30 protein-coding genes and 1 pseudogene are annotated in these 26973 nt (G+C 71.2%); 15 read left to right on the forward strand and 16 right to left on the reverse strand.

What is annotated here, in order from left to right; all coding sequences use genetic code 11:
* The first annotated feature begins 620 nt into the window (after nt 1-620).
* From AMK24_RS27040 to AMK24_RS32765, 14 genes are all read left to right on the forward strand, one after another.
* On the forward strand, nt 621-902 hold the full coding sequence (locus AMK24_RS27040) for a DUF6284 family protein (RefSeq protein ID WP_073771519.1): 282 nt from the start codon (nt 621-623) through the stop codon (nt 900-902).
* Complete coding sequence (locus tag AMK24_RS27045; RefSeq protein WP_073771520.1) at nt 899-1171, forward strand: DUF6303 family protein; 273 nt, start codon at nt 899-901, stop codon at nt 1169-1171. The genes AMK24_RS27040 and AMK24_RS27045 overlap by 4 nt, the downstream gene beginning before the upstream one ends.
* Nucleotides 1168-1365 carry a hypothetical protein gene (locus AMK24_RS27050; protein WP_073771521.1) on the forward strand — a complete coding sequence of 66 codons (198 nt, stop codon included), beginning with the start codon at nt 1168-1170 and terminating at the stop codon, nt 1363-1365. Before AMK24_RS27045 ends, AMK24_RS27050 begins: the two co-directional genes overlap by 4 nt.
* On the forward strand, nt 1362-2228 hold the full coding sequence (locus AMK24_RS27055) for a DUF2637 domain-containing protein (protein ID WP_073771522.1): 867 nt from the start codon (nt 1362-1364) through the stop codon (nt 2226-2228). The genes AMK24_RS27050 and AMK24_RS27055 overlap by 4 nt, the downstream gene beginning before the upstream one ends.
* 140 nt (nt 2229-2368) lie before the next feature.
* Nucleotides 2369-2536 (forward strand): hypothetical protein, encoded by a 168-nt coding sequence (locus tag AMK24_RS34005; protein ID WP_158072174.1) that lies wholly within the window; start codon nt 2369-2371, stop codon nt 2534-2536.
* Nucleotides 2537-2549: 13 nt separating this feature from the next.
* Entirely contained in the window at nt 2550-2903 is a 354-nt protein-coding gene (locus AMK24_RS27060) for a DUF6251 family protein (RefSeq protein ID WP_073771523.1), read from the forward strand.
* Nucleotides 2904-2921: 18 nt separating this feature from the next.
* Nucleotides 2922-3110, forward strand: a complete 189-nt coding sequence (locus AMK24_RS27065) for a hypothetical protein (RefSeq protein ID WP_073771524.1) — start codon at nt 2922-2924, stop codon at nt 3108-3110.
* A gap of 84 nt (nt 3111-3194) precedes the next feature.
* Nucleotides 3195-3518 (forward strand): hypothetical protein, encoded by a 324-nt coding sequence (locus tag AMK24_RS27070; RefSeq protein ID WP_073771525.1) that lies wholly within the window; start codon nt 3195-3197, stop codon nt 3516-3518.
* An 85-nt stretch (nt 3519-3603) separates the two neighbouring features.
* Nucleotides 3604-5763, forward strand: coding sequence for an FtsK/SpoIIIE domain-containing protein (locus AMK24_RS27075; RefSeq protein ID WP_242435262.1), 2160 nt, complete (start codon nt 3604-3606; stop codon nt 5761-5763).
* Between the two features lie 272 nt (nt 5764-6035).
* Nucleotides 6036-6890 (forward strand): bifunctional DNA primase/polymerase, encoded by an 855-nt coding sequence (locus AMK24_RS27080; protein WP_073771526.1) that lies wholly within the window; start codon nt 6036-6038, stop codon nt 6888-6890.
* A gap of 3 nt (nt 6891-6893) precedes the next feature.
* Nucleotides 6894-8378: an ATP-binding protein gene (locus AMK24_RS27085; protein ID WP_073771527.1), complete on the forward strand. Its 1485-nt coding sequence runs from the start codon at nt 6894-6896 to the stop codon at nt 8376-8378.
* 454 nt (nt 8379-8832) lie between these two features.
* Nucleotides 8833-9066 carry a helix-turn-helix transcriptional regulator gene (locus AMK24_RS27090; RefSeq protein WP_242435263.1) on the forward strand — a complete coding sequence of 78 codons (234 nt, stop codon included), beginning with the start codon at nt 8833-8835 and terminating at the stop codon, nt 9064-9066.
* A 73-nt stretch (nt 9067-9139) separates the two neighbouring features.
* A complete protein-coding gene (locus AMK24_RS27095; RefSeq protein WP_073771529.1) occupies nt 9140-10378 on the forward strand; it encodes a tyrosine-type recombinase/integrase in 1239 nt (412 codons plus the stop codon).
* 76 nt (nt 10379-10454) lie between these two features.
* Complete coding sequence (locus AMK24_RS32765; RefSeq protein WP_158072175.1) at nt 10455-11141, forward strand: DUF4145 domain-containing protein; 687 nt, start codon at nt 10455-10457, stop codon at nt 11139-11141.
* Between the two features lie 222 nt (nt 11142-11363).
* Here the strand turns inward: AMK24_RS32765 and AMK24_RS27105 are convergent, their stop codons facing one another.
* The 5 genes from AMK24_RS27105 to rpsB form a co-directional block, all read right to left on the reverse strand.
* Nucleotides 11364-12461 carry a phosphatidate cytidylyltransferase gene (locus AMK24_RS27105; RefSeq protein WP_073771531.1) on the reverse strand — a complete coding sequence of 366 codons (1098 nt, stop codon included), beginning with the start codon at nt 12459-12461 and terminating at the stop codon, nt 11364-11366.
* Entirely contained in the window at nt 12461-13018 is a 558-nt protein-coding gene (gene frr, locus AMK24_RS27110) for a ribosome recycling factor (RefSeq protein WP_073771532.1), read from the reverse strand. Before frr ends, AMK24_RS27105 begins: the two co-directional genes overlap by 1 nt.
* Nucleotides 13019-13145: 127 nt before the next feature.
* Nucleotides 13146-13922, reverse strand: coding sequence for a UMP kinase (pyrH, locus tag AMK24_RS27115; RefSeq protein WP_073771533.1), 777 nt, complete (start codon nt 13920-13922; stop codon nt 13146-13148).
* Nucleotides 13923-14083: 161 nt separating this feature from the next.
* Nucleotides 14084-14920: a translation elongation factor Ts gene (gene tsf / locus AMK24_RS27120; protein ID WP_073771534.1), complete on the reverse strand. Its 837-nt coding sequence runs from the start codon at nt 14918-14920 to the stop codon at nt 14084-14086.
* Nucleotides 14921-15019: 99 nt separating this feature from the next.
* The gene (rpsB, locus tag AMK24_RS27125) at nt 15020-15946 is read right to left on the reverse strand and encodes a 30S ribosomal protein S2 (RefSeq protein ID WP_073771535.1); all 927 of its coding nucleotides are present in this window, start codon (nt 15944-15946) and stop codon (nt 15020-15022) included.
* A gap of 445 nt (nt 15947-16391) precedes the next feature.
* Between rpsB and AMK24_RS27130 the strand changes: the two are divergent.
* Nucleotides 16392-17258, forward strand: a pseudogene (locus AMK24_RS27130) (peptidoglycan DD-metalloendopeptidase family protein); the annotation flags it as partial.
* On the opposite strand, the gene AMK24_RS27135 reads toward AMK24_RS27130, so the two are convergent.
* From AMK24_RS27135 to lepB (AMK24_RS27185), 11 genes are all read right to left on the reverse strand, one after another.
* Nucleotides 17212-17769 carry a TetR/AcrR family transcriptional regulator gene (locus AMK24_RS27135; RefSeq protein WP_073771536.1) on the reverse strand — a complete coding sequence of 186 codons (558 nt, stop codon included), beginning with the start codon at nt 17767-17769 and terminating at the stop codon, nt 17212-17214. The pseudogene AMK24_RS27130 and the gene AMK24_RS27135 sit on opposite strands and share 47 nt — an antisense overlap.
* Nucleotides 17770-17923: 154 nt before the next feature.
* Nucleotides 17924-18760: an RNA polymerase sigma factor WhiG gene (gene whiG, locus AMK24_RS27140; protein WP_073771537.1), complete on the reverse strand. Its 837-nt coding sequence runs from the start codon at nt 18758-18760 to the stop codon at nt 17924-17926.
* A gap of 254 nt (nt 18761-19014) precedes the next feature.
* Nucleotides 19015-20127 (reverse strand): DNA-processing protein DprA, encoded by a 1113-nt coding sequence (dprA, locus tag AMK24_RS27145; RefSeq protein WP_073771620.1) that lies wholly within the window; start codon nt 20125-20127, stop codon nt 19015-19017.
* Nucleotides 20128-20477: 350 nt separating this feature from the next.
* Entirely contained in the window at nt 20478-22091 is a 1614-nt protein-coding gene (locus AMK24_RS27150; RefSeq protein WP_073771538.1) for a YifB family Mg chelatase-like AAA ATPase, read from the reverse strand.
* The gene (locus tag AMK24_RS27155) at nt 22091-22450 is read right to left on the reverse strand and encodes a YraN family protein (RefSeq protein WP_073771539.1); all 360 of its coding nucleotides are present in this window, start codon (nt 22448-22450) and stop codon (nt 22091-22093) included. The genes AMK24_RS27150 and AMK24_RS27155 overlap by 1 nt, the downstream gene beginning before the upstream one ends.
* Nucleotides 22451-22622: 172 nt before the next feature.
* A complete protein-coding gene (locus AMK24_RS27160) occupies nt 22623-22931 on the reverse strand; it encodes a DUF2469 domain-containing protein (RefSeq protein WP_003965949.1) in 309 nt (102 codons plus the stop codon).
* A gap of 64 nt (nt 22932-22995) precedes the next feature.
* The gene (locus tag AMK24_RS27165; protein ID WP_073771540.1) at nt 22996-23490 is read right to left on the reverse strand and encodes an NUDIX hydrolase; all 495 of its coding nucleotides are present in this window, start codon (nt 23488-23490) and stop codon (nt 22996-22998) included.
* Complete coding sequence (lepB, locus tag AMK24_RS27170) at nt 23487-24245, reverse strand: signal peptidase I (protein ID WP_073771541.1); 759 nt, start codon at nt 24243-24245, stop codon at nt 23487-23489. Before lepB (AMK24_RS27170) ends, AMK24_RS27165 begins: the two co-directional genes overlap by 4 nt.
* Before the next feature lie 50 nt (nt 24246-24295).
* Complete coding sequence (lepB, locus tag AMK24_RS27175; protein WP_073771542.1) at nt 24296-25186, reverse strand: signal peptidase I; 891 nt, start codon at nt 25184-25186, stop codon at nt 24296-24298.
* Nucleotides 25089-26165, reverse strand: a complete 1077-nt coding sequence (gene lepB, locus AMK24_RS27180; RefSeq protein ID WP_073771543.1) for a signal peptidase I — start codon at nt 26163-26165, stop codon at nt 25089-25091. Before lepB (AMK24_RS27180) ends, lepB (AMK24_RS27175) begins: the two co-directional genes overlap by 98 nt.
* Nucleotides 26158-26928 carry a signal peptidase I gene (lepB, locus tag AMK24_RS27185; protein ID WP_073771544.1) on the reverse strand — a complete coding sequence of 257 codons (771 nt, stop codon included), beginning with the start codon at nt 26926-26928 and terminating at the stop codon, nt 26158-26160. The genes lepB (AMK24_RS27180) and lepB (AMK24_RS27185) overlap by 8 nt, the downstream gene beginning before the upstream one ends.
* Between the last annotated feature and the right edge of the window lie 45 nt (nt 26929-26973).

A 26973-nucleotide genomic window follows, 5' to 3' on the forward strand; every position in this document is an offset into this window, starting at 1 on the left:
GACCTGCACTTTCTGCCCCCGCGACACAGCGAAGCGTGAGTTCATCGCTTGACTGGACCGGTCCACCGGTCCAGTCTCTTGGTTGTGGCCATCGCCCAATCCGGAACTTCTGGAAAGGGCGGTGAACCACGCAGAAGGGGCCTTCTTTGGGCTGCTTCGACCTGCACGAACGCAGAGGGCGGGGACGCTGCAATCCCGCTAAAGGCCAGGTAGTACGCAATGGGCTTCGGCCCGACTGGCGAGGTGGCCCGGCGACCGCGAGCAACGGCCGGAGAGTGGGGACGCGGTCCCCCTTGCAGTGCATATCCCCTGTTCAGCGGCATGAAGGAGTCACCAAATGAGGCAGTTACATATCCGGGCGCTCCCGTAACAGGCCGGTAGGGCAGCGCCGTTCCACCCTCGCGCGTCAGGTCCTGCGGCGCCTGCGGACGGCCGGTCATCTTCCACCGATTCGCGGCGTCTCTCGCCGCGCCGGTTGCCTCCCCTGCCCGTCCAGTCCACTTCGCGCGGTGCTGTACGGGCGGGGCTGAGGGGAGCCGGATGGTTCCAACGGCGAGACCCCCGGGGTGGCACCCCCAGGGGTCTCTGTGAGCCGTTCCTTTCTGAGAGGAACTGACCCAATGAAGAGCATCGCAGCACTTCAGGTGGCCGTTACGGCCGCCGCCCCGTTCGGCGGTGAGCCGTCGGACGCCGAGCTGGACGCGATCGAGACGGAGATGCCCGCCATCCTGGCGGACGTCGACCTGCTGGACGCACAGATCATGACCATCGACCGCACGCCGACGGAGCTGGACCACCAGCGCATCCGCAGGGCCCGCCGGCGGGTGCTGGCCGCCCGCCGTGACCTGGCCAACCTCACCGCCGCCGCGACGGACGCCACGGTGTCGGGGGGTGCGGCATGACGTACGGCGCGCGGTTGTCCAACAGCTTCCTTGGTGAGTGGGAGCTGTACGTCGTCACCGACCGGACGAGCCTGGAGTGGCCCGAGCACTCGTTCGGGCGGACCGGACCGGTCCCCACCGTGCAGGAACGGGCGGATGCGTTGGCCGCCCTCGGTTTCGTCGTCGCGGACGGTGTGGGGTGGGAGTGGCAGGAGTGCCCCACCGGGGTCACGGACCGCGTTCGCCTGCTGGCCTCCGTGGACGTCCAGCACCGGGACGGTGCGTCATGAGCGACACCAACACCGTCGCCGTTCGGCGGGCGCTCCTGCTGGTGTTCGCGGGTATCGCACTGGCTGTCATCGGGGCCTCGCTCGCCACGGCCACCGGCCGCCCGGTGTGGCGGGCCGTGGCCGCCGCCGGCGCTCTCGCCCAGACCTTCGGTTGGGTCCTCGCCGTGTACTACCGCCGGGGTGGTGCGGCATGAACCGCTGGGGCAAGGGCCTGCTGATCGCCGCTCTGGTCGGTGTGGTCGCCATGGCCTTCCGGGTGTCCTGGAACGCGCTGAAGGATGTCGCCACCGCTACCGGGGCCGACGAGACCGCCGCCACCCTCTACCCGTTCGTCGTCGACGGCCTGATGGCGCTCGCCCTGGTCGCAACCCTGGTGCTGACCGGTGACGCCCGCCGCTTCGCCCTGCGAGTGCTGGCCGCCTACACCTTGGCCTCCCTCGTCCTCAACTACGTGCACGGTCTCGTGCCGGAGCTGCACGACGAAGTGGTCAACTGGGGCCGACTGGCCGACTGGGATCCCGCCAACTGGGCACTGGTCCTGCTGGCCACGTCGCTGCCGGTCGGGTCGATCTACTTCGGTTCCGACCTGGTCGCCAAGGTCCTGCACCACCGACCGATCGAGCACGCGGCCCCTACTCCGAATCAGGATGAATCGGCCGAGACATATGTAAATCGGTCTACGGCTGACCTGGAAGTATCGGCCTCCGCGCCGATCACCCCGGCCCCGGCCCCTGCGGCGCTTCCGGCGGCCCCGGTGGTGTCGCTGGCGAAGTCGACCGCTCGGGCCCCGGTCGGGGCGGTGGCCGCCGAATCGACCCGCCCGCGCCGGGCGACCGGTCGAGTCCCCGAGGTTGCCCGGTCGAGTCGGCCGAACCGCACCGCCGAGGAGCTGCTGACCGAGGCTCGCAAGGTGACGGCCAAGTGGTCGGATCGGGAGCTGACCGCCGAGGGCATCCGTAAGGCGGTCCATACCTCCCCAGCCAAGGCGCGCGTCCTGCGTGACACCCTGCGCGCCGAGCGCGACCGGTCGGCCGGTCCGGGTGAGGCGGCGGCCTGATGGCCGACGTCTACCGGTGGTGCCTCGCCCTCTCCGCCTGAGCCCGGGCCTGCCTGTCGCCTCCACCCGCACACCCGGGGTGGGGGCGGCGGGGAGGTCCGGAATCCACGGGCCCCATCACCAGCCAAGGAGAGACAGACATGGCCCGCAAGACCGATAAGCAGTGCGCCCAGCAGGCCGTCGCGGCGGCCGTCGTCGGCGGCACCAAGAACGGCACGAAGACCGCCATGAACGTCACGATGACCCGCGATGAGATGCGCCGCGCTCAGGCCTACCTCGCCTCGGGAAAGCCCATCAACGGTCGCTGAAAGGGATCACGCCATGACCCCGAACCTTCCCGAAACCCGCCGGCCGTCCATCGTGCACCTGCCGGACGGCACCCCCGCCTACACCGACCACCTCCCCACCGTCTACCAGCAGTCCACGACCGTGCCGCAGGTCGTGCACGTCCATCAGGCACCCCCGGACCGCACGGTGCAGCGCCTCGCCCTCGGCTCCGGGATGGGCGCCGGGGCTGTGGCCGCCGGCGTCTACTTCGGCCCCCTCCTCGTCGGCGTCCTCACCGCCATCGCCGCCAACCTCGCCCTCTTCGCTCTGGTCGCCGCCGTGTGCGCCTGGGGAGTGGTGACCGTCGTGAAGTCGATCGGCGGCAACTCCGGCCGTAAGGCCCGCTGACCCGAAGGGAGCCCCACCGTGTTCCAGGCAGGTCAAGAGGTGCGGATCGTCTCCTGTGAGGACGACCCGCGTGCGGTCGGCCGTACCGGCCGGATCGTCGACGAGGTCCCCCCGGGGCCCCTCACCGGGGGCCGGTGGACCGTGCACCGCGTCGGGCTGCTGATCGGGCCCGTCCTGTGCCACTCCCACGAACTGCGGCCCGCCTGACGGCTGCCCGCCGCCCCCGAACCGCACCTGGTGCGGGGGCGGTTGGGGAGCCGGACAGTCCGGTCTCCGCCCGAGGAGGACACCGTGCACAGCTACACCAGGGCCGAGTCCCGTGAGCGCGCCAAGCTGTTCCGCAAGGGGTTCCGTCAGTCCCTCGCGGACTGCCTGGACCCGGACATCCGCCGGAAGATCGAGCGCATCGACCAGGCTGCCGCCGCCCGGGGCGCCCAGGAGTTGGCCGCGCTGCACAAGGTGCAGGCCGACGCCCGCCAGGACCTCGCCGCCGCCAAAGCGATCGAGCGCACCGCACCGCGTGCCGAGCGGGCCGCTGCCCGTGAGGCCCGCAAGCAGGCCGAGCAGCGCGTCCGCCTCGCGGAGCGGGCCGTGCACAAGGCGGAGCAGAGCTGAGCGGGGGCGGCCGACACCCGGCCAAGGAAACCGGCCGCCCCCTTCGCCCCAACCCGTTGCACTGAGCAGGAGAGGCACGTTCATCATGACCGAACCCGCCGTGCAGGTTCCCGGAATGGGGACCGTGCACCACCTGGACGACCACCGCCCCCCGCCCGACACCACCGACCCGGTGGTGAACCTGGTCAAGGACCCCGCCACCGCCCCGGTCACCACGGACAGCGCGCCGGCCGTTCGTCGCGTCTCGCGGGCGGTCCGCACGGCTCGCGCCCTGCGTACGGCCGCGACGCACGAGCGGACCCGCACGGCGGGCCGGTTCACTGTCCGCCACGGCATGTACGTGGTCGGCGGGGGCCGGATCGTGGCCCGCCGGGCGTGGGAGGGCCGTACCGCCTCCCGCTATCTGCGGATGCTGCGGGCGGCGGAAGCCGCGGGGAACACCGAGCTGGCTGCCGAGTGGGAGGAGAAGCTGCACCGCTACCGGGCCGAGCGCCACAAGCGGCGCATGGACCTGCTGACCGCACCGGAGCGGGTGGTCAAGGCCGCCGCCTACGGCACGGGCGGCACCCTCGGCTTCCTCCTCGCTGTCGGCGTCGCCCTGGCCATCGCCACCAAGGACCCCTCCGACGTGATCACCCCGCTCATGGCCCTGGTGGACCTGATCCGGCTGCTGGTCGTCATCGTGACCGTGGTCTGGGGCCCGCTCCTCGCGATCGGCCCGTGGCTAGCGCTGGCCGCCGTGTGGGCGGTGGGCCGCCACCAGCAGGCCGCCCCCGCCTGGGCCATGCCCGCCACCGACACCGGGGGCCGGGACGTGGTGCCGGATGAGGGGGCGATCCTGGACGCGTTGCGTCACCTGGGCATCCCCAAGCTCAACCAGGCGTTCAAGGACGGGTGGCAGCCCCGCTGGGTGGCCCCCACGACCCGCCTGGGCAACGGGTGGCACTCCCGCCTGCAGCTCCCGATGGGGGTGACGGTCGAGATGGTCACCGACAAGAAGACCGTCCTGGCCCACAACCTGATGCGCAAGCCGGTCGAGGTCTGGCCCACCGAAGCAGAAGCCAGCGTCCTGGACCTGTGGGTGGCCGACCAGGGGTCCTTGTCGGGGAAGGTGCCGGACTGGCCGCTGCTGGCCGGTGGGGAGGCGGACTACTTCAAGGGCGTGCCCATCGGGGTGTCCCAGCGCGGGGACCAGGTGTCCGGCAAGCTCATGGCCGCCAACTACATGGTCGGCGGGATCATGGGATCGGGGAAGTCGTCCCTGGTCGTGGCCCTGCTGCTGGGGGCCATGCTCGATCCGCTGGTCGACATCGAGGCGTACGTCATGGCCTACAACGTCGACTACGACCCCATGCGCGAACGCCTCCGCACCCTGGTCAAGGGCGACGACGACGAGCAGATCGAGGCCGCCGTCAAGGCCCTGCGGGGACTGCGCGCCGAGGTCACCGAGCGGGGCAAGCTCCTGGAACAGCTCGGCGGGGACGAGGTCCGCCTCACCCGCGCACTGGCCCAGCGGGATCCGAGGATGCGGCCGAAGGTCGTGGTGTTCGACGAGTGCCACGAACTGTTCATGCACAAGAAGTACGGGGCCGAGGCCGCCGAACTGGCGGTGAAGGTGATGAAGAAGGCCCGCAAGGTCGGCATCACCCTCATCTTCGTCACCGTCTCCCCCACGGCCGACAGCATCCCGAAGGACGTCACCCGCAACACCTCCCACCGCGTCGCGTTCGCGGTCGGCGACCACGTCGCCAACGACGGCCTGTTGGGCACCGGCAAGCACAAGGCCGGAATCACCGCCACCAACCTCAACCCCGCCGAGAACGTCGGCACCGCGTTGACGGTCGGGTTCACGAAGAACCCGTTCGAGCTGGTCCGCGCCCACTACGTCCGCAAGGACAGCAGCACCGACCAGATCACCCCCGTCGTCAAGCGCGCCCTCGCCCTGCGCGAAGGCATGACCACCATCCCGGCCGCGCCGGCCGACGAGCCCGCCGACCACCCGGCCAACGTCCTGACCGTCCTCGGCGACCGGGACACCATGCGCTCCACCGAAGTCCTGGCCGCCCTCATGGCGACATGGCCGGTCGAGTACAGCGAGTGGACGTTCGCGGACCTCAAGGCCGCCCTCGCGGACATCGGGGCCGAGCCGCGCAAGGTCGGCGGGATCATGACCGTCCGCCGCACCCGCGTCCTGGAAGGCATCCAGGACCGCGATGACAACACCCCCGAAAGTGACGCTTCGTAAGGGGAGCCGCCAAGGGAGGTGGGGAGTTCTCCCCAACCGCCTCCCCCACCCCGCCTCCCCACCCCTGATCAGCACAGATGAGCGCCAGGGGAGGCAGGGGAGGCACCCGCTCGCACCCCCGGAAACCCCGGAGAACGCCCCCTCTTGGAGGGAGCCCCTGCCTCCCTCCCCATCACACACAGCAACCGCCACCAGCAAGCCGAGAGCGGCCCCGTCCGACCAAAGACCTGGGGCCGCTCTCGTCCACCAGCACAGAACTGGAGACACCCAGCATGACCCAACCCACCCCCATCCGGGGAGTACCCGGCCATCTCCACACCGCTCTGGACCTCGCCGCCCGGAACGTGCCCGTCCTGCCGTTGCGGGCCGGGAAGGTCCCGTTCGCCAACTGCCCCGCCTGCCTGTACACCTCGTGCGGTGGCCGGCCGAACATGAAGACCCCCGGCCCCTGCACCTGCCCCCGCCCGTGCCACGCGTGGGCCGCCGCCACCACCGACCCCGACGTCATCACCGGACGTCCGTGGGCGACCGCGTGGAAGCAGGCGGCGGCTGTCGCCTACCACCCTGGCGGTGCTGGGCTGACGGTGGTGGACCTGGACCACGCCGACGCGGTCGCGTGGGCCCGCCGGACGCTGCCCGCCACACGGACCGTCCCGACGACGCGGGGCGAGCACTGGATCTACCAGGGGGCCATGCCCTCCGCCAACGCTGTGCTGGACGGCGTCGACATCAAGTCGACCATGGTCTACGCCCGGTGGCTCGGCCCCGGCAGCGGCACCATGACCACCCTCCCCGACACGGTCCGCGAGCTGGTCGTCAAGAAGCCGTCGCCCGTCCGGCCCGTCACCGCGCCCGTGCCGACCGGGGATGGGGAGTGCCGCCATCGGACGCCTGTCTACCTGGAGCGCGGTATCGCGATGGCGGAGCAGCGCATCCGCGAGGCGGCCACCGGCATTCACGCGACGGTGTACCGGACGTTCCTCGCCGTGCTGTCCGCCCACGGCCGATGCGGATGCCTGACCGACGCCCACGCCGCCCGGCTGTTCGCCGCCGCGCAGACCAAGGGCGAAAGCCCCCGCCACTGCACGGACGCATGGATCAACGCCCGCACCGCTCTGGGGATGTGAGTCATGTCCGAGGAGGAGAAGAACCCGGCGCGTGAGGTCATCACCGCATACGCGCAGTCGCACTTCCGGTACTTCCGCACCGCCGACGGCACCGTCTACGCCCAGCGCAACGGCCACCCCGTGGCCCGGCCGATCCGGTCACAGGGCACGACGGGAAGCCACCGGCAGGAACTCATGGTCGGCATGTTCCGCGACGGGGTCGGCGTCTTCAACGGAACCGCACTCAAGGAGGCACTGGACTTGATCGAGGCACTGGCGATGACCGAGACCACGCAGGCCGTACACATCCGCGTCGCCCCCGGCTTCGACGGAGCCACCTGGCTCGACCTCGGCCGCGCCGACGGACAGTCGGTCCGTATCCACCCCACCGGGTGGGAGATCACCGTTCCCGACCCGCGTGAGGTGTGCTGGCGGCGCACCCAGCTCACCGGGGAACTCCCGCTGCCGGCCAAGGACACCGACGGCAAGGGCATCGACCTCCTGATGCGGCTGTGCAACTTCGCCAACGCCGAAACCGAATGCCTCGCCATCGCCTGGCTCATCGGCTGCCTCGGCCCCGGCGTCCCCGTCCCCGCCCCGTTCCTCACCGGCCCCCAAGGGGCGGGGAAGTCGACCGGGGGGCGGATGCTGGTGCGGATCGTGGAGGGCATGAGCGGGGACCTTCGGCGGGCGCCGAAGGACGAGGAGAACCTGATCGCGGCCGTCGCCGCCGGATGGGTCACCGCCCTCGACAACCTGAGCCACATGACCCCGGACCTGTCCGACGCCATGTGCTGCATCGTCACCGGAGCCGAGTCTGTGAAGCGGGCGCTGTTCACGGACGGGGACGTGCACCGGGCCCGCTACCGCCGGCCGCTCCTGCTGACCGGGATCGACGTCGGCGTCATCCGTCCCGACCTCGCCGAACGGCTGCTGCCGCTGCGGCTGGAGCGGCCCACCGTCCGCAGGACCGAAGCGGAGCTGTGGGCGGAGTACGAGGAGGTGTTGCCCGTGGTCCTCGGCTCGCTGCTGGATCTCACGGTCAAGGTCCGGGCCGCGCAGGCGGAGACGCCTACGGATCTGCGGATGGCGGACTTCGCCCACCTCTGCGCCCAACTCGACGTCGCCACCGGCCTCGGAGCGCTCCCGGCGTACCGGGCGAGCCTGGACGACCTGAACGACGACGTCATCGAGGGCGACCTGCTGGCGCAGACCGTCCTCCAGCACGCCGAGACCCTCGACCCCGGCGGCGAGCAGCGGATGACGTCCACGGAGTGGCTGAACGTCCTCAGCCGCCTCTACAGCGGTGAGGAGCTGCGCCCGCTGCCTAAAGGGTGGCCGACTACCGGCAAGGTGCTCTCCGACCGTCTCAAGCGCCTTCAACCCACCCTCGCCGCGCGGGGCGTCCTCATCGACACCGGGCGCACCAAAGCGGGCCGCTACCTCGAAATGACCCGCCCCGCCGCACCCACGCACCCGCAGCCCCCGGAGCAGTCGGCCGCGTTCTGACCCCACCGGCCGCACCCGGGGACAAGCAAGAGGAGCACCCCGCGCCACGCCGACGGGTGCTCCTCTTGTTCTTCGGCGGCTGTGCCGCCCCAAGAAGGCGTGCCCATCGGGCTCCTCACTTCGCCTGAAGGACCACCGCCACTACTACAGACACCCCCTCCTTTTTCCTAAGTAGGGAAGGTCTGCGTCACCCGCGTCACCAGGGACGGAAAACGGCCCCCCACCTGCACCGGAAGGGGTGACGCAGACGGCGAATCCTGCGTCACCCCTGCGTCACCCGCGTCACCCCCACGTCACCCGGTGACGCAGAAGGTGACGCACGGGTGACGCACACCTGATCCGCTGCGTCACCCAAACCCGCAGGTCAAAGCCCCGGATGACGCGGGTGACGCGGTGACGCAGAAATCCACACCTCGGACAACCACGCCACCCACCGCCGCCCATTGGAGAGCCCGTGGCACCGAAGCCCGATCCCCGCGCCACCCTCCGGGGCGGCCTCCCCGACCGCTACCTCACCCCCGAGGACATCGCCGCCCTCCTCTCCGTCCCGCTCGAAACCGTCTACGCCTGGCGCAAGAAGCGCACCGGCCCGCCCGGCTTCCGTATCGGCAAGCACCTCCGCTACGACCCCAGCGCCGTCCACGCCTGGATCAACGCACTCACCGAAGCCGACCACTACGCGGCCTGACCCACACCAAAACCACTCGCAGGGGCGCGACCACCGGTCGCGCCCCTGCTGCATCCCCCGACAGGAGCCCCCTGTGGCCGGCCACATCCAAGACCGCTGGTACAAAACCGAACCCGGGCCCGACGGAAAGCCCCTCCGCGTCAAAAGCGACCGTTACGGCATCGGACTCCGCTACCGCGCCCGCTACGTCGGCCCCGACGGCACCGAGAAGTCCAAGTCCTTCCCGGACCGACAGAAGCGCCTCGCTGAGAACTGGCTGACCAACGTCGCTTCCGACATGTCCCGAGGCCAGTACATCGACCCGCGCGCAGCCCGGGTCACGTTCAAGGGCTACGCCGAGAAGTGGCTGAAGGCGCACAGCGCGGACCTGTCGAGCCAAATCGTCACCGAGCAGCGGCTACGCCTGCACGCCTTCCCCATCCTCGGGTCGCGCCCGCTCGACTCCTTCCGGCCGGAACACCTTCGCGACCTGGTGAGCGCCCTTGAGTCCAACCCGGGCGTGAGCGGGGCGTACGCGCGCAACATCTACGGCGACGTTCGAGCCGTACTGAGTGCGGCCGTGGACGACGGTCTCCTCCCTCGCAACCCGTGCTCCGCGAAGTCCGTGCGCCCGCCATCGGTCGAACGGCGGCGGGTCATCCCATGGCTGCCCTCGGAGGTTCAGGCGGTCCGCCGAGCCCTTCCTGAGCGCTACCGAACCATGGTGGACGCAGGCGCTGGCTGCGGTCTCCGGCAAGGAGAAATCGTGGGTCTCGCTGAGGACGCGGTGGATTTCGAGGCTGGCATCCTGCGGGTCGTCCGGCAGGTGAAGCTCATCCAGGGCAAGGCCGTGTTCGCCCCACCGAAGTGCGGCAAGGAGCGAGACGTCCCGCTCCCGTCCTCGGTGGCTGAAGCCCTCCGAGCGCACATGGACAACTGCAAGCCGGTTGAAGTCACCCTGCCCTGGCGGAAGCCTGACGGCCCGAAGGTGACGGCTCGCCTCCTGTTCACGAACACCGCATCCGGAGTCGTCTGGCGGAGCAACTTCAACATCCAGGAATGGAAGCCCGCCCTCGCGCTAGCTGGCCTCATCCCGAACGCCCGGGGCGGGAAGTACGAGTCAGCCCGCGAGCACGGCATGCACGCTCTGAGGCACTTCTACGCCTCCGTGCTGTTGGACGCAGGGGAGAGCATCAAGGCAGTCAGCCAGTACCTGGGGCATACCGATCCGGCTCTCACCTTGCGTGTATACGCCCACCTGATGCCTGCCAGCCAGGAGCGGACTCGCAAGGCAGTCGACGCTGCTCTGGGGACAACACTAGAAAGCCAGTGACCGTCGGAACGAGCTTCTCTAATCTTCCCGTATGGGAGTAGTGAGAACGTGCGGCTGGTGCAATGACCGGTGCAACATGCAGAAGGTCCACATCGTTGAGATCGGCGTTGTTGGATGGGGGCAGCCGCAGCCAGTCGAGATGGCCTTTCAATGCGACGGATGTGGCCGCCTCAGCATCGCGACAGGCCGATGGGAACCTGGAGAGTTCGAAACCGGCGGCAAGCTTCGCCTAGTCGTAGACGGTCCCAGCTCGTGGATACCTCGGCAGGTCGGCAGTCGTGCCTACAGCGACGTCCCAGCCGGTATCGCGAGCATGGCAGTAGAAGCACATCAATGCCTGTCCATCGAGGCCAACAGGGCAGCCGTCGCACTGGCGCGCGCAGTCTTGGAAGCCACGGCCAAAGATCGAGGAATCAAGACTGGCAGCCTCGAAAAGAAGATCGACAAGCTTTTCGAGCAGCAGCTAATCCGCGAGTACGTTCGAGACGCAGCTCATGAGGTCCGATACGGGGGCAACGAGGTCGCGCACGGCGATCTAGTCGCCGAACCGATGGACAGCGTCACGGCAGCGGAGATCCTGGGCCTCATGGACGAGATTCTGGATGAAGTGTTCCAGTCCCCCGCGAGGGTGAGACGTCGCAAGGCTCAACGCCTTGAGCGGGACCAGCGACTAAAAGAGGGCGGACAAGCAGCCCTTCAGGTAGCGGGGCAGGAAGTGCTTGCTGGCGAGGTTGTGACCGAATCCGATGAGCCCCCCTTCTAACGTCACGGCCCAGAGACGGCCCAGCAGCAAGCGTACGGCCCCTGACCAGCACTAAACGTGCTGATCAGGGGCCGTACGATGCCGGATCGCCGCCAGTTCTCCGGGCTTAGGCATGGTTCATCCAGTGTCGCAGACATACGGGTGAGGGCCCGCCGCCCTGTGGACGACGGACCCTCGCTCGTGAAACGTGCAGGTGGGAAGGGGCCCCGGGGTACGGAGGGCTCAGGTGGAGCCCACGAACAGCACCAGCAGCAGCCAGAAGACCGGGGCGGTCGGCAGGAGCGAGTCGAGCCGGTCCATGATGCCGCCGTGGCCGGGGAGCAGGGTGCCCATGTCCTTGATCCCGAGGTCCCGTTTGATCATGGATTCGCCCAGGTCGCCGAGGGTGGCGCTGACGGCGACCCCGAGACCGAGCAGAAGCCCCTGCCACCAGGCTCCGCCGTCGATCAGGAACTCCATGCACAGCGCGCCGGCCGCCATCGCGAAGCCGACCGCTCCGAGCAGCCCCTCACGGGTCTTGCCGGGGCTGATGCGCGGGGCGAGCTTGTGCGTGCCGAACCGCCAGCCGACCGCGTACGCCCCCGTGTCGCTGACCACGGTGAGGACGAGGAAGGTCAGGACCCGCCACTCCCCGTCGTCCGCCGTCAGCATCAGGGCGACGAAGGTGGCCAGGAAGGGGACGTAGAACGCCGCGAAGACCGCGGCGGTGACGTCCTTGAGGTATCCCTCCGGCGGCTGGGCCATCCGCCGGACCAGCACCGCCAGGGCGGTCAGGGCCATCGCGATCCAGGCCCCTTCGGGCCCCCGGGCGTACCCGGCGACCACCATGGCGACACCGCCGACCGCCAGCGGGATCAGGGGCGCGTTGATCTCCTTGCGCTCCTTGAGGCGGGAGGTGAGCTCCCAGAGGCCGACGACGACGGCGACCGCTATGACGCCGACGAAGAGGGCCTTCACGATGAACAGCGAGACGACGATGAGGGCGCCGAGCCCCAGACCGACCCCTATGGCGGCGCGCAGATCACGCCCCGCGCGCTTCTTCTGCGGCGGGGGCGGCAGCGGAGTGGACATGGGCTCCTGCGGCATCTCGTCACGGAACAGGGGGCCGCCGGTGTGAGCGGCCCCCCTGCCCCGGTGGTCGCGGTTCTCGGTTTCTCCGCCTGCGTCTCTACCTGCGTCGGGAACGTCCGGCACGATGGGCATGGGCCGAGTCTGCTGGGCGCCATGCACATCGTGAACAGGACCCGCCGGGGCAGCCGTCATCTCGGGCATGCCCCGGTATCCGGCTCCTTGCGGGGCGCCCCGGGAAGAGTCGTTCATCAGACTTCGAGCAGCTCGGCTTCCTTGTGCTTGAGCAGCTCGTCCACCTGCGCGACGTACTTCGCGGTGGTGTCGTCGAGCTCCTTCTCGGCGCGGCGCACCTCGTCCTCGCCGGACTCCTTGTCCTTGACGAGCTTGTCGAGCGCTTCCTTGGCCTTGCGCCGGATGGAGCGGATCGAGATCTTGGAGTCCTCGGCCTTGCTCTTGGCGACCTTGATGTACTCCTTGCGGCGGTCCTGCGTCAGCTCGGGGAAGGTCACCCGGATGATATTGCCGTCGTTGCTCGGGTTGACGCCGAGGTCGGAGTCGCGAATCGCCTGCTCGATGTTGCGCAGCGCGGTCTTGTCGAACGGCGTCACGACGGCCATCCGCGGCTCGGGCACCGAGAACGAGGCCAGCTGGTTGATCGGGGTCAGCGCGCCGTAGTAGTCGGCGACGATCTTGTTGAACATCGCCGGGTGCGCACGGCCGGTACGGATCGCGGCGAAGTCCTCTTTCGCGACGACAACGGCCTTCTCCATCTTCTCCTCGGCCTCGAGGAGGATTTCTTCGATCACCACGTGCTCCTGCGTGTCTTGAGTGGGCCCGGCGTCGTCATCGCCTGGCCCTGCGGGTCCTGCGTCGCGTCCTTGAACCTGCACGGTGTCCCACCGGCAGGCCGTTGTCCATCCTGGGGGGGGGCCGTCAGGCCCGGGTGCTCTCGTCACTCACGAGCGTGCCGATCTTCTCACCCTTGACCGCGCGAGCGATATTGCCCAGGGCGGTCAGCTCGAAGACGAGGATCGGCAGCTTGTTGTCACGGCAGAGCGTGATGGCGGTGGCATCCGCGACCTTCAGATCGCGGCTGATCACCTCGCCGTACTCCAGCGCGTCGAACTTCACCGCGTCGGGGTTGGTCTTGGGGTCGGAGTCGTAGACCCCGTCCACCCCGTTCTTCCCCATGAGCAGCGCCTCGGCGTCGATCTCCAGGGCGCGCTGGGCCGCGGTGGTGTCGGTGGAGAAGTACGGCATGCCCATGCCGGCGCCGAAGATCACCACGCGGCCCTTCTCCAGGTGCCGGACGGCGCGGAGCGGGATGTACGGCTCGGCGACCTGGCCCATGGTGATGGCCGTCTGGACGCGCGAGTCGATGCCCTCCTTCTCCAGGAAGTCCTGGAGCGCCAGGCAGTTCATGACGGTGCCGAGCATGCCCATGTAGTCGGAACGGGCCCGGTCCATGCCGCGCTGCTGCAGCTCGGCGCCGCGGAAGAAGTTGCCTCCGCCGATGACCACCGCGATCTGGGCGCCGTCGCGGACGACGGCGGCGATCTCGCGGGCGATGGTGTGCACGACGTCGGGGTCGACGCCGAGACCGCCGCCCCCGGCGAACGCCTCGCCGGAGAGCTTCAGCATGAAGCGCCCGGAGCCCTTGTCGTCGTCGCCCTTGCCGTCGGCCTGAATGGCGTCCGCGCGCTTGTCCATGGAAATTCTCCTCGTGCACATACGAAGAAGGCCATTGCCGGTGGGTCTGGTGTCCCTACAGCGGCAATGGCCTCCTCGTCAGATCTGCGATCGTCCGGCGTGAGTACGGCCGTCGACTGCACCCGACCCTATCGGGTCCGGTGCTGTTCGCCCGGACGGACTCAGATGCCGACCTTGATGCGCGAGAAGCGCTTCAGGGTGACACCGGCCTCGTCCAGAACCTTCTGGACCGACTTCTTGGCGTCCAGCGCGTACGGCTGGCCCAGGAGGGTGGCCTCCTTGAAGAAGCCGTTGACCCGGCCCTCGACGATCTTCGGGAGGGCGGCCTCGGGCTTGCCCTCGGCGCGGGTGGTCTCCTCGGCGACGCGGCGCTCGGCCTCGACGACCTCGGCGGGGACGTCCTCGCGGGAGAGGTACTTCGGGGCGAAGGCGGCGATGTGCTGCGCGATGCCCTTGGCCAGCTCGGCGTCGGCCTTGTCCAGCTCGACCAGAACACCGATCTGCGGGGGCAGGTCGGGCATGGTGCGGTGCATGTACACGGCGACGAAGGCGCCGGTGAACTGGGCGAAGCGGTCCAGGACGATCTTCTCGCCGAGGTTGGCGTTGGCCTCGTCGACGTACGCCTGGACGGTCTTGCCGGCCTCGATCTCGGAGGCGAGCAGCGCGTCGATGTCGGCCGGGGAGGTGGCGGCGACGTGCTCGGCGAGCGTGTTGGCGACGTTCTGGAACTTCTCGCCCTTGGCGACGAAGTCCGTCTCGCACTTCAGCTCGAGGATGACGCCGGACGTCTGGTCCTCGGAGACGACGGAGACGACGGCGCCGTTCTCGGCAGAACGGCCTTCGCGCTTGGCGACGCCCTTCTGGCCCTTGATGCGGAGCGCCTCGACGGCCTTGTCGACGTTGCCGTCGGCCTCGTCGAGCGCCTTCTTGCAGTCCATCATGCCGGCGCCGGTGAGCTCACGGAGCTTCTTGACGTCAGCGGCGGTGTAGTTCGCCATGAGTCTGTATGTCTCTCTCGAAGTCTGAAAGATCTACGGGTGGACGGCGGGGGCGACGCCTGTGGCGTCGGCCCCCGCCGTCTGCAGCCGTGACGGGTGTCAGGCCTGCTCGGCGTCCGCGTCGGCGGCCGGGGTCTCGGCCTCCGCCTCGGCCTCGGCGACGGCTTCGGCCGGCTTCTCGGCGTCGGCGACCTTCTCGGTCTCGGCGGAGGACTGGACCTCGGCGGCAGCCGCGGTCTCGTCCTTCTTGTCGCCCTCGAGCAGGTCGCGCTCCCACTCGGCCAGCGGCTCGCCGGCGGCCTTCTCGCCCGGCTTCGAGTCGCCGGTGGCGGCGCCGGAGCGGGCGATGAGGCCCTCGGCGACGGCGTCGGCGATCACGCGGGTGAGCAGGGTGACGGAGCGGATCGCGTCGTCGTTGCCCGGAATCTTGTAGTCGACCTCGTCGGGGTCGCAGTTGGTGTCGAGGATCGCGACGACCGGGATGTGGAGCTTGCGCGCCTCACCGACGGCGATGTGCTCCTTCTTGGTGTCGACGATCCAGACGGCGCTGGGCACCTTCTGCATCTCGCGGATACCACCGAGGGTCTTCTCCAGCTTGGCCTTCTCGCGCGAGAGGACCAGGAGCTCCTTCTTGGTGAGGCCGGAGGCGGCCACGTCCTCGAAGTCGATGAGCTCCAGCTCCTTCAGGCGCTGGAGGCGCTTGTAGACGGTGGAGAAGTTGGTGAGCATGCCGCCGAGCCAACGCTGGTTGACGTACGGCATGCCGACGCGCGTCGCCTGCTCGGCGATGGCCTCCTGGGCCTGCTTCTTCGTACCCACGAACATGATGGAGCCGCCGTGGGCGACGGTCTCCTTGACGAACTCGTAGGCGCGGTCGATGTACGACAGCGACTGGAGCAGGTCGATGATGTAGATGCCGTTGCGCTCGGTGAAGATGAAGCGCTTCATCTTCGGGTTCCAGCGACGGGTCTGGTGACCGAAGTGGACGCCGCTTTCCAGCAGCTCCCGCATCGTGACGACGGCCATGGCCGTACTCCTTGAGGTACTCGGTTATCGCGACCGCAGGTTTGCGTCCGCGCCTGACGCCCCGACGCGCCGTGCCACGAGGGACCGAGGAGCGCGGCCACCTCCACGAAGAGGGAGGTGGCGGGGCGTGCGAAGTCGACCCGGTGACCCGGATCGCCGTAAGAAGTGTACGGGACCGACCGGGTGCCGGATGACGGCGACCGCCGCAGCGGGGCGGCGGGCCCGCGCACGAGCGGGCGCGGGGCGGGTGGCGGTCCGGCCACGGACGGGCGGGGGTCAGGTGGGCGGCCGGATGACGCCCCGGCCCCGGACAGGCGGCGGGAGTTCCACGGACGGGTGGCGGGGACTTCACGGACGGGTGGCGGGGATGTCCACAACCGGCGAGTAGTCCCCAGGGGGCGACCGGCGATCCCCGGAATTCCGGCGTCCGGGGCAGGGTGACGGCATGCGTCCGCTCACCGGCCCCCTGCGCCGCTCCCCCGCCCCTCGCCCTCTGCCCCGGCTCGCCCCTCTCCTGGTGCCCGTGCTGCTCATGGCCCTCACGCTGTACGCACGGCTCCCCGCGGCCGGGGCTTCGGCGCCCGGCGCGGCCGTCGTGGCCGCCGCCGCTCCGGCGCCCCCACCGCGGCCGGACACCGACGCGGCCGCGGGCGGCGACGCGGACGCGGGCAGGGGCCCCGGCGTGGACGCCGAGACAGGTTCGGAGACGGAAGCAGAGGCGGAGGGGGAGGCGGGGACCGACGCGGGAGCGGGTTCGGACGGGGAGGCGGGCCCGGGCCACCGGGGCGGGGGGCGGAGCTGGCCGTTGGCCGGGAGACCCGCGGTGGTACGGGAGTGGGAGCCGCCCGCCGGCCCGTACGGGCCCGGCCACCGCGGCGTGGACCTCGCGGCGGGGGCGGGAGCCCGGGTGCTGGCGGCCGTCGACGGCCGGGTGTCGTTCGCCGGGCGGGTGGGGGGACGCGGGGTGCTCGCGGTGGAGGTGGACGGCAGCGGATCCCCGCCGCTGCGCACCACGTACGAACCGGTACGGGCGCTGGTCGAGAAGGGGGCCGCCGTCCGCGCGGGAGAGCCGGTCGCCGTGCTGGAGACCGGGCCGTTCCACTGCGCGGCGGGCTGTCTGCACTGGGGGCTCCGGCGCGGGGAGGTCTACCTGGACCCGCTCTCGCTGCTGCCGCCCTCCCTGCTGCGGCGAGGCCCCTCACGGCTGCTGCCGGTGGTCGGAGTGCCCGAGCCGGGGGCGGGCCCGGACACCGCCGCGGCCGGGGTCAGCCGCTCACACCGCGCAGGACCATCGCGACGGCGGTGTCCGCGATCACGTCCGGCTCCTCCGCGACGCCCAGCTCGATCCGGCGCACGGCGGCGTCGACCGAGCCCTGGAGGAGCATGGCCGCCAGCCTCGGCTGCGTGTGGCCCAGATCGCCGAGCGCTTCGACGATCATGGCGATCAGCCCTCCGTGGGCGGCGCGGATCTTCTCCCGGGCGCCCGCGTCCAACTCGCTCGCGGAGATCGCGACGACCGCGCGGTGCCGGCGGTCCCCGACGAGGCCGAGCTGCCGGCGCACGTACGCCTCGATCTTGGCCTCGGGCGTCTCGGCGCGCCGCATGGCGTTCTCGACCTCGGCCGCCCAGACCGGGAAGTCGACGGCGCACAGCTCCTCGACGACGGCGGCGCGCGAGCGGAAGTACTCGTACACGGAGGACCGGGCGAGGCCTGTGCGCTCGGCGAGTGCGGGGAAGGTCAGCGCCTCCGTACCGCCCTCGGACAACAGGGAGCGCGCGGCGTCCAGGAGGGCGCCGCGCTGCATGGTCCGGTGCTCGGCCACGGAGGCCGCTCGAATCCTGGGCACGCGTCCACTCTACGGCGGCACGCACAGGACGGAAGGGCACGGCCGCCGATCGGACGGCCGGAGAGAGCGGTGAGGCACGTCGGCGGACGCAGGCCGGGGGCGGGAGCGGGGTGCGAGGCCGGCGGGGGCGTCAGCGGCCCGCGTCGGCCAGCTTCGCCCGGAGCTGGAGCACGGACTTGGTGTGGATCTGGCTGACCCGGCTCTCGGTCACCCCGAGGACGTTGCCGATCTCGGCGAGGGTCAGCCCCTCGTAGTAGTAGAGGGTCACCACGGTCTTCTCCCGGTCGGGAAGGGTGTTGATCGCCCGTGCGAGGAGTCTTCGCAGCTCGCGGTCTTCGGCGACCTCCACCGGGTTGTCCGCGGCCGTGTCCTCCAGGGTGTCCATCAGGCTCAGCCGGTCGCCGCCCTCGCCGCCGACGTGCAGCAACTCTTCCAGGGCGACCACGTTCGCCAGGGACAGCTGGCTGAAAACCGCGTGCAGTTCCTCCAGAGCGATGCCCATCTCCGCGGCGACCTCGGCCTCCGACGGCGTACGCCGGAACTGCGCCTCCAGCGTGGCGTACGCGCGCTCCACGTTGCGCGCCTTCTGCCGCACTGAACGCGGGATCCAGTCCAGGGCGCGGAGTTCGTCGATCATCGCCCCGCGGATCCTGGTGATCGCGTAGGTCTCGAACTTGATGGCCCGTTCGAGATCGAACTTCTCGATGGCGTCGATCAGTCCGAAGACCCCGGAGGAGACGAAGTCGGCCTGCTCCACGTTGGACGGCAGCCCTACGCTCACCCGCCCCGCGACGTACTTGACGAGCGGCGAGTAGTGCAGGATCAGCTGCTCCCGCAGCCGCTCGTCGCCCGTGGCCTTGTAGGAACGCCACAACTCGTCGAGGGAGGAGGGGGCGGGAGGGCGCACAGTGCCACGCGCAAGCGGTGGTACTGCCGCGCGGTCAGACCCGGAGGTGTGCTGGGGCATGTGGTGCCTTGAGCCGTTCTGCCGTGAAGTGCTGGGGGACTTGTGTCTGGGGCGGAATCCTTGTGAGCGTAGCGTGACTGAAGCGTCGCGTTCCGCGCAGGACGGGAGATCCGGTCGGCGTGACGGCGCGTCGCCCGTCATGCCGTCCGAGCCCGCCGGGGGCCGCGACCGCAACCGTGGTCGCGGCCCCCGGACAGGTCACCGATCGATCGTGCGAGGTCATCGGCCTTACCTTTTCACCCGAATGCTCCAGGTCAAGTACCGCCCCGCCGCGCGTCGTCGTTGCGCGGGGAAGGGGGCGTCAACCGCCAGCCGTCGCCTTCCCGTTCGACGAACCCCAGTGAGTGGAGTTCGTACAGTCGGCCGAGGGCCTCGTCGGCGGACGTCCCCGCGGTGCGGGCGAGGTCACGGAGATGGGCGACCCCGTGGTAAGGGAGCGCGTCGAGGATGTTCACGGCGCCCGCGTCCAGGTGGTCCCTGGGCAGCACCGGCCCTCGGCGGACCGGTGCGAGGTCGCCGATGTCCCCCACCAGCTCGACGACTTCGTCCGCGTCGGTCACGAGTACGCCCTCACCGCGCAGCAGCTCGTGGACCCCTGCCGAAAGTCCGCTGGTGACCGGACCGGGCACCCCCATCGCGAACCGGCCGAGCCGTTGCGCCTGCCGGGCGGTGGCCAGCGAGCCGCTGCGGAGGGCCGCTTCGACCACGACCGTTCCTCTGGTCAGGGCGGCGATGACGCGGTTGCGCAGGATGAACCGGCTGCGGGTGGGGTGGGAGGAGGGCGGCAACTCGGCCACGACGAGCCCCTGGTGAGCCACCCGCCCGAGCAACTCCGCATGCCCGCGCGGGTAGGGGACATCGACTCCGCAGGCCAGCACCGCCGTCGTCGCTCCGCCTACCGCCAGCGCACCCCGATGGGCGGCCCCGTCCACCCCGAACGCCGCCCCCGACACCACCACCCAGCCGCGCTCCGCGAGCCCGGAACCGAGGGCAGCCGCCATGTGCGCCCCGTACGACGTGCAGGCTCGCGCACCGACCACCGCGACCGAGCGCAGCGACCACAGCCGCAGGTCGGGCAGGCCCCGCACCCAGAGGCCGACCGGGCGGGCATCGCCCAGGTCGTCCAGCTGGCTCGGCCACTCCCGGTCCCCCGGGCAGACGAAGCGCCCGCCGACCGCGGCGACCGCTGCCAGGTCCCGCCCCGGGTCCGCGGCGGCGGCACGGAGCCGGTACCCCCCGAGCCGTGCGGCGGTCATCCCCGGCAGTCTCCCGGCGGAACCGTCCTCGGCCATGAGCCGCCGCAACAGCTCGTCCGGGCCGATCTGCCGGAGCCACCGCCCGGCCCGCTCGTCCCCCGGCTCCAGCACCCGCGTCAAGGCGGCCCTGGCCGAGCGCGCCGACTCACCCTCCCGCCCCCGGCCGCCGGAGCCGCCCCCGCCCGGTTCGCCGCAGCCGTTCCGGTCCCGGTCGCCGGCGTTCCCGCCGACCCGGCCCCGCTCCCGTACACCGCCTCGGCCGCCGTCGTCCTCCCCGTCCCCGCCGCCGTCCCGCCCCCGTTCGTCGCGGCCGTCGCGCGGTCCGGCCCGGCCATGGCACCGGTCGTGCTCCACGTCCGGACCCGGCCCGCCGCCCTTCCCCCGGGCTGGCTCCAGCGTGTGCCGCCGGGCCGCCGCCTCCGGCCCGCACATCCCTCCCCGCTTCTCCGCACCCCCGGTGCTCACCGCTGCCCCGCCCCCAGCGGCACCCCGCGCTGGACGCCCGTACGCAGTTCCAGGGCGACCGCCACGTCGGAGGCGTCCGGGCGGTCCGCGCCCCGCAGGTCCGCCACGGTCCACGCGACCCGCAGCACCCGGTCCAGCCCCCGGGCTGTCAGGGCGCCGCGCTCCAGGTCCCGCTCCGCCGCCGCCAGCGCCCCCGGGGCCGCAGGCAGCCGGGTGCGCAGCTCATGGCCGGGCACCTCGCTGTTGGTGGTCCACGGGGTGGCGGCCAGCCGCCCGGCCGCCCGTGCCCGGGCGTCCCGCACCCGGGCGGCGACGACGGCCGTCGGCTCGCCCCGGCCGCCCCGGCCCAGAAGGTCGGCGCGGTCGACCGGTTCCACCTCGACGCGCAGGTCCACCCGGTCGAGCAACGGCCCGGAGAGCCGTGCCTGGTAGCGGCGGACCACGGAGGGCGGGCACTCGCAGCCCGCCCCGGTGAGGGTGTGCCGGCCGCAGGGGCACGGGTTGGCGGCCAGCACCATCAGGAACCGGGCGGGCAGCCGCACCACGCCCGCCGCCCGGGCGACCACTACGTGCCCCGACTCCAGGGGCTGGCGCAGCGCGTCCAGCGCCTTCCCCGAGAACTCCGGGGCCTCGTCCAGGAAGAGCACCCCCCGGTGGGCCAGCGACACCGCTCCGGGCCTCGGGATCCCGTTGCCCCCGCCAATCAGGGACTGCATGGTCGCCGAGTGGTGCGGGGCGCAGTAGGGCGCCCGGGAGACGAGCGGTTCACCCGGCTGGAGGATGCCCGCCACCGAGTGGACCGCCGTCACTTCGAGGGATTCCCGCCGGGTCAGCGGCGGCAACACCGCCGACAGCCGCTCGGCGAGCATGGTCTTGCCCGCGCCCGGCGGGCCCGTGAACAGCAGGTGGTGGCCGCCGGCCGCCGCCACCTCCAGCGCCTGCCGCGGCCGTGGCTGGCCCGCGACGTCCGCCAGGTCGGGCCGGTGGGCGTCGCCGTAGGCGGCGAACCCGGCCCCGACCCCGGTGCCGGGGAGCGTCAGGCCGGCCGACCCGGCGTCGAAGCGTCCCTGGCCGCCGACGGGCTCGTCGGGCACCGGTTCGTCGCACAGGACGGCGATGAGCTGGCGCAGGCTGCGGACCCCGAGGACCGAGACGCCCGGCACCAGGGCCGCCTCCCCGGCCGACTGCTCGGGGACGACGACCTGCTCGTACCCCGCCTCGGCGGCGGCCAGGACGGCGGGCAGCACCCCCCGCACGGGGCGGACGCGGCCGTCCAGACCCAGTTCGCCGATCATCACCACATCGGCGATCGCGGCGGGGGCGATCCGTCCCGCCGCCCCGAGCGCGGCACACGCGACGGCGAGGTCGAACCCCGAACCGCTCTTGGGCACGGAGGCCGGGGAGAGCCCGACCGTGAGCTTCTTCTGCGGCCACTCGGCCCCGGAATTGACCACGGCGGCGCGCACCCGGTCCCTGCTCTCGACCAGGCTCTTGTCCGGCAGCCCGACCAGGGTGAAGGCCGCCACCCCCGGCTCCAGGTCCGCCTGGACCTCCACCGCCACTCCCTCGACGCCGACCAGCGCCACGGAACACGCGCGGGCGAAGCCCATCAGGACACCCCCCGGACGTGCTCCGTGACGGGGGCTCCGCAACGGGGCACGATCACCCCGACCAGGTCGATGCGGGCCCCGCCCGGCGGCGCTCCGCCGTGCCGGGCGAGCCAGATCTCGGCGAGCCGCCGCAGCCGGTCCGCCTTGACCGGGCCGACCGCCGCCATCGGGTGCTCGAACCCGCCCGACCTGCGTGTCTTCACCTCGCAGAAGACCAGGGCGTCGCCGTCTCTCGCCACGATGTCGATCTCTCCGGCGCGACAGCGCCAGTTGCGCTCGACCACCGTCATTCCGGCTCCGGCCAGCAGCCGCGTCGCCAGATCCTCGCCGTACCGCCCGAGTGCCCCCCGTGCGTTCATGTCGGCACCACCTCCGGCACCGACTGTGGCCCGGCCCGCCGAAAGATGTGGATCTTGGTGGACAACCCGGCGGATGTGGAAAACCCGGCCACCCTCACGGGTGACCGGGTCGTCCGCTGCGACGCGTTGTGTCGGCGGACCGGGGGCTCGGGGCCCTGCGGAACGCGTGGGATCAGCCTCCCGGGAGTTCCAGATCGCTCTTGTTGAGCTCTTCGATGTTGACGTCCTTGAAGGTCAGCACGCGGACCTGCTTGACGAACCTCGCGGGCCGGTACATGTCCCAGACCCAGGCGTCCGCCATGGACACCTCGAAGAAGACCTCACCCTGGACGGAGTGCACCTGCATCTCGTAGTCGTTGGTGAGGTAGAAGCGCCGTTCGGTCTCGATCACATATTTGAACAGACCGACGACATCGCGGTACTCCCGGTAGAGCTTCAGCTCCATCTCGGTCTCGTACTTCTCGAGGTCCTCGGCGCTCATGGCATGTTTCCCCTTCAGCCGTGCGTGCCCCCATTGTGCGTCAGCCTCCGGCCTCCCTGAACGATTAGACGATTTCGGGGGCCAGAACCAGCGGATCGCCCGGGGGGCCCTCGTCGAGGAGCGTGCGCAGCAGCTCGGCGAGTCTGGTCGGGTACACCGTCTCACGCGTCGCGAGCAGTTCGGCGGAGGTCCACCACCTGAGGCCCGCGACGCTGCGCCGTTCCAGGTCGGTGAGGCCCTGCGGGGCGGTGTCCGTCCGGGTCGTACGGGCCAGGTAGTACCACTCGTCCTGGTCCCAGCGCCGTCCGTCGAAGGGGAAGGAACAGATCCGGGTCCAGAGCAGCGGGCCCAGCTCGACGTCCGTGATGCCGGTCTCCTCGACCAGCTCGCGACGGGCCGCCTGCTCGCGGCTCTCGTCGCCCTCCAGACCGCCGCCGGGCGTGAACCACCAGGTGTCCGACGGATCGTCCGGCTCGTGCCCGTGCAACAGCAGGATCCGGTCGTCGGGGTCCAGCAGGACCACCCGGGCGACCTTGCGGGCCCCGGCCCCGGAGGTCACCGGGACGCTCCGGCGGGCGTCCTGCGACGGCCCAGGCGCGCCGCCACGGGCCCGTACAGCGCCCCGCCGAAGATCAGGACGGCGCCCACCACGATCGCGCCCAGCTGGAGCGGGAGGGGCCCGGCGGCGGAGACCCCGCCGGGCAGCGCCGCGAACGAGGAAGGCCGGTCGATCATGCCGTCCATCGGCCAGACCACCGCGTCCACCCGGGCCCGCACGGCGCTCAGCGGTACGGAACCCTGGCCGGCGTCCTGGAGGTGGACCCGGGAGTCGAGAGAGGTGGACCGCTCGTCGCCGAGCAGGAAGATCTTGCCGCGGGGCACGGTGGCGGAGAATTCCTCCGGCGAGGCGGAGGCCCGCTCGCCGCCGGAGGCGGCCGGGCCCCGGTCGAGGTACGGCTCGTCGAGGGGGGCGCCGTCGACGGTGAGGCGGCCGTCCTCGTCGCAGCAGGCCACCTTGTCGCCGCCGACGCCGACGACGCGCTTCACCATCGGTGTGGCGCCCCAGGCCTCGTCGGTGAAGACCACCACGTCACCGCGGCGCACCTCGGCGCCGTCTATCCGCTCGGCGAGCACCCGGTCGCCCGGCTCCACCGTGGGGGACATGGAATCGGTGGGGATCGTGTACGGCTGGTAGACCACAGCCGCCCAGGCGAAACCGCCGAGGAAGAGCACACAGCCGACGGCCACGGCCAGACCCGACACCATGGCGCCGAACCGGCCGCGGCCGTCCTGCTTGTTTCCCGTACCGCTCATCCCAGCGCTCCCCCGTCGGAGATCGACAATCGCTGATCCGAGTCGGCACCCTACCCGGCGGTACGCCCGGCGGTCAGCCTCCGGCGGCGCCACAACACGAGGGGCACCGCTCCGGCTACACCCAGTGCCGCCGGGGCCATCGCGGCGGCCGCGTTCAGGCCCGGCTGGTCGAAGGTGCCGGGGACGGGCAGCGTGGCCCAGCGGCTCAGCGGCCAGGCGACGACGACCGCGCGGCCGACGACCTCGTCGTTGGAGACCGTGCCCTGTCCCGGAAGCTCCTGGTGGTAGCGCGAGTCCAGGGAGTTCTGCCGGTGGTCGCCCATGACGAAGATCCGGCCGTCCGGCACCGTGATCGGACCGAAGGGCTTGTCGTTGCACGGGGTGTTGCCCGGGAAGATGAACGACTTCTCGTCCAGGCTCTTCCCGTTCACCTTGACCGGGCCGTTCTCCTTGCACTCCACCGTGTCGCCGCCGACCGCGATGACCCGCTTGATCAGGTCCTTCTCCTCGGAGGACGGCATCAGGCCGATGAAGCTCAGGAACTTCTGCACCGCGTTGGGCTCCGGAGTCGCGGTGTCCTCCAGCCAGCCGCCCGGGTCGTGGAAGACCACGACCTCGCCGCGCTCCGGCTCCGAGCCGAACCACGGGGTCAGCTTGTCCACCAGCACCCGGTCGCCCCGCTGCAGCGTGTTCTGCATCGAGTCCGAGGGGATCGAGAACGCCTGGACCAGGAACGTCTTGATCAACAGCGCCAGAACCAGCGCGATACCGACGAGCAGCGGCAGCTCCACCCAGAAGGACCGCTGCTTCTTGGGCGCCCTGCCACCGCCCGGCATTCCGCTCTCACCCTCCGGCGGGACCGCCGCCCCGCCCGCGGGAGACTCGTCGCGTTCCGGCCGGTCCTCGGGTTCGCCGTGTCCGGATCGTGCGCCGACCGCCAAATCCCCCACATCCACTCCTCAATACGTGCCACTGCCCGCGCCCGATCCGGCGCAGGCCCACCACTCCCATAACGAGCGGGAGTTCCGCAGGGGTCGGGAGCCGGACCATTCCGTCGCGATCCGGAGGTGCCACACTATGCGACGGCTCCGGACCCGCCGCTTCCGATGCCCCCGCTTCGGGGATCGCGGAGAAGGCGTCGCGCTCCTCCAGGGTGCTCCAGTGGCCGAGCGGCCAGGCGATCACGACGGCCCGCCCCACGACCTCCTTCTCGGAGACCGTGCCCCGGCCGGGTTCGTCGAGGTGGAAGCGGGAGTCGGCGGAGTCGGACCGGTGGTCCCCCATCACGAACAGCCGCCCCGGGGGGACCTTCACCTCGAACGGGATGGTCGAGGGCCGGTCGTCGGGGTGGAGATAGGTCTCGGCCGCCGGTACGCCGTTGACGGTGACCCGGCCGTCCTCGCCGCAGCACTTCACCGTGTCGCCGCCGACCGCGATGACCCGCTTGATCAGGTCCTGTTCGTCGTCGGACGGCAGCAGCCCGATGAACGTCAGCGCCTCGGCGGCCTGCTTGACGCCGATCGGCGGGTCGTCCCTCTCCCCGGCGGTCTCCTGCCGCAGCCAGCCCCCGGGGTCCTTGAACACCACGACGTCGCCACGCTGCGGCTTCGAGCCGAACCACGGGGTCAACTTGTCCACCAGCACCCGGTCGCCGATCCGGATGGTCTGCTCCATCGATCCGGACGGGATCACGAACGCCTGCACCAGGAACGTCTTCAGGACGAGCGCGATCAGCAGCGCCACGACGACGAGGACGGGGATCTCCCTCACCGCGGACCCGCGGCGCTTGCGGCGGACCTTCCGGGCCAGCCGGCGGCGCTCCGCCCGGGTGGGCAGCGAGCGCGGCGCGGTGGGGCCGGACCCGGTCGGCGAGGACGCGTCCCGGTCGGACGCGCCGCGCGGACGCCCGCGGTTACCCATGCGCCGCGCCGGGGGCCGGTACGTCGGCGAAGGCGTCGGTCCCCGCCGTCGAGCCCGTCCGCGCCGGCGGCCAGCCCAGCCAGTCCACCCGCCCGGCCACCCGCTCCACCGGGACCATGCCGCCGCCGGGCGATCCGAGGTGGTCGCGGGAGTCGCTGGAGCGGCTGCGGTGGTCGCCCATCATCCACAGCGTGCCGGCGGGCACCACGATGTCGAACGGCACCCGGGAGGCGGTGTCGCCGGGGTACAGGTACGGCTCGTCCACCACCGTGCCGTTGACCGCGAGCCTGCCCCGCGCGTCGCAGCAGACGACGCGGTCGCCGCCCACGCCCACCACCCGCTTCACGAAGTCGCTGTCGGCGGGCTCGGCGAGTCCCAGGGAGGCCGCCGCCTTGCGTGCCGCCCCGGCCACCGGGTCCGCGTCGGGGTCCTCGCGTACGAACGAGCCGGTGCCGTCGAAGACCACCACGTCGCCGCGCTCGGGCTCGGCGCCGAAGCGGTACGCCAGCTTGTTCACCAGGAGCCGGTCGCCGACCTTCAACGTCGGCTCCATCGAACCGCTGGGGATGAGGAAGGGCTGCACCACCCAGGAGCTGAACAGCAGCAGGACGGCGGTGGCCAGGGCGGCTCCGGCGAGCACCCGCCGCCAGGACAGGGCGGCGGCGAAGCGGGCCCGCCTACGCGAAAAGCGCGACCCCTCCTCGGCCCCCGCGTCGGGTTCCGAGGAGCGGTCGCGCTCCGCATGCTGTGCTTGGGTGTCCATCGCGGCCGAAGTTTATCCGGCCGTGCTGTGGACGAGTCACCCCCA

Source organism: Streptomyces sp. CB02366 (genome assembly GCF_001905905.1).
Lineage (GTDB): Bacteria > Actinomycetota > Actinomycetes > Streptomycetales > Streptomycetaceae > Streptomyces.

Excerpts from the sequence above, each read along its gene's own strand:
- AMK24_RS27040 (WP_073771519.1), top strand. The coding sequence starts at position 621 with ATGAAGAGCATCGCAGCACTTCAGGTGGCCGTTACGGCCGCCGCCCCG.
- AMK24_RS27045 (WP_073771520.1), top strand. The coding sequence starts at position 899 with ATGACGTACGGCGCGCGGTTGTCCAACAGCTTCCTTGGTGAGTGGGAG.
- AMK24_RS27050 (WP_073771521.1), top strand. The coding sequence starts at position 1,168 with ATGAGCGACACCAACACCGTCGCCGTTCGGCGGGCGCTCCTGCTGGTG.
- AMK24_RS27055 (WP_073771522.1), top strand. The coding sequence starts at position 1,362 with ATGAACCGCTGGGGCAAGGGCCTGCTGATCGCCGCTCTGGTCGGTGTG.
- AMK24_RS34005 (WP_158072174.1), top strand. The coding sequence starts at position 2,369 with ATGGCCCGCAAGACCGATAAGCAGTGCGCCCAGCAGGCCGTCGCGGCG.
- AMK24_RS27060 (WP_073771523.1), top strand. The coding sequence starts at position 2,550 with ATGACCCCGAACCTTCCCGAAACCCGCCGGCCGTCCATCGTGCACCTG.
- AMK24_RS27075 (WP_242435262.1), top strand. The coding sequence starts at position 3,604 with ATGACCGAACCCGCCGTGCAGGTTCCCGGAATGGGGACCGTGCACCAC.
- AMK24_RS27080 (WP_073771526.1), top strand. The coding sequence starts at position 6,036 with ATGACCCAACCCACCCCCATCCGGGGAGTACCCGGCCATCTCCACACC.
- AMK24_RS27085 (WP_073771527.1), top strand. The coding sequence starts at position 6,894 with ATGTCCGAGGAGGAGAAGAACCCGGCGCGTGAGGTCATCACCGCATAC.
- AMK24_RS32765 (WP_158072175.1), top strand. The coding sequence starts at position 10,455 with ATGCAGAAGGTCCACATCGTTGAGATCGGCGTTGTTGGATGGGGGCAG.
- AMK24_RS27105 (WP_073771531.1), bottom strand. The coding sequence starts at position 12,461 with ATGAACGACTCTTCCCGGGGCGCCCCGCAAGGAGCCGGATACCGGGGC.
- pyrH (WP_073771533.1), bottom strand. The coding sequence starts at position 13,922 with ATGGACAAGCGCGCGGACGCCATTCAGGCCGACGGCAAGGGCGACGAC.
- tsf (WP_073771534.1), bottom strand. The coding sequence starts at position 14,920 with ATGGCGAACTACACCGCCGCTGACGTCAAGAAGCTCCGTGAGCTCACC.
- rpsB (WP_073771535.1), bottom strand. The coding sequence starts at position 15,946 with ATGGCCGTCGTCACGATGCGGGAGCTGCTGGAAAGCGGCGTCCACTTC.
- whiG (WP_073771537.1), bottom strand. The coding sequence starts at position 18,760 with ATGCCCCAGCACACCTCCGGGTCTGACCGCGCGGCAGTACCACCGCTT.
- AMK24_RS27150 (WP_073771538.1), bottom strand. The coding sequence starts at position 22,091 with ATGGGCTTCGCCCGCGCGTGTTCCGTGGCGCTGGTCGGCGTCGAGGGA.
- AMK24_RS27155 (WP_073771539.1), bottom strand. The coding sequence starts at position 22,450 with ATGAACGCACGGGGGGCACTCGGGCGGTACGGCGAGGATCTGGCGACG.
- AMK24_RS27160 (WP_003965949.1), bottom strand. The coding sequence starts at position 22,931 with ATGAGCGCCGAGGACCTCGAGAAGTACGAGACCGAGATGGAGCTGAAG.
- lepB (WP_073771541.1), bottom strand. The coding sequence starts at position 24,245 with ATGAGCGGTACGGGAAACAAGCAGGACGGCCGCGGCCGGTTCGGCGCC.
- lepB (WP_073771543.1), bottom strand. The coding sequence starts at position 26,165 with ATGGGTAACCGCGGGCGTCCGCGCGGCGCGTCCGACCGGGACGCGTCC.
- lepB (WP_073771544.1), bottom strand. The coding sequence starts at position 26,928 with ATGGACACCCAAGCACAGCATGCGGAGCGCGACCGCTCCTCGGAACCC.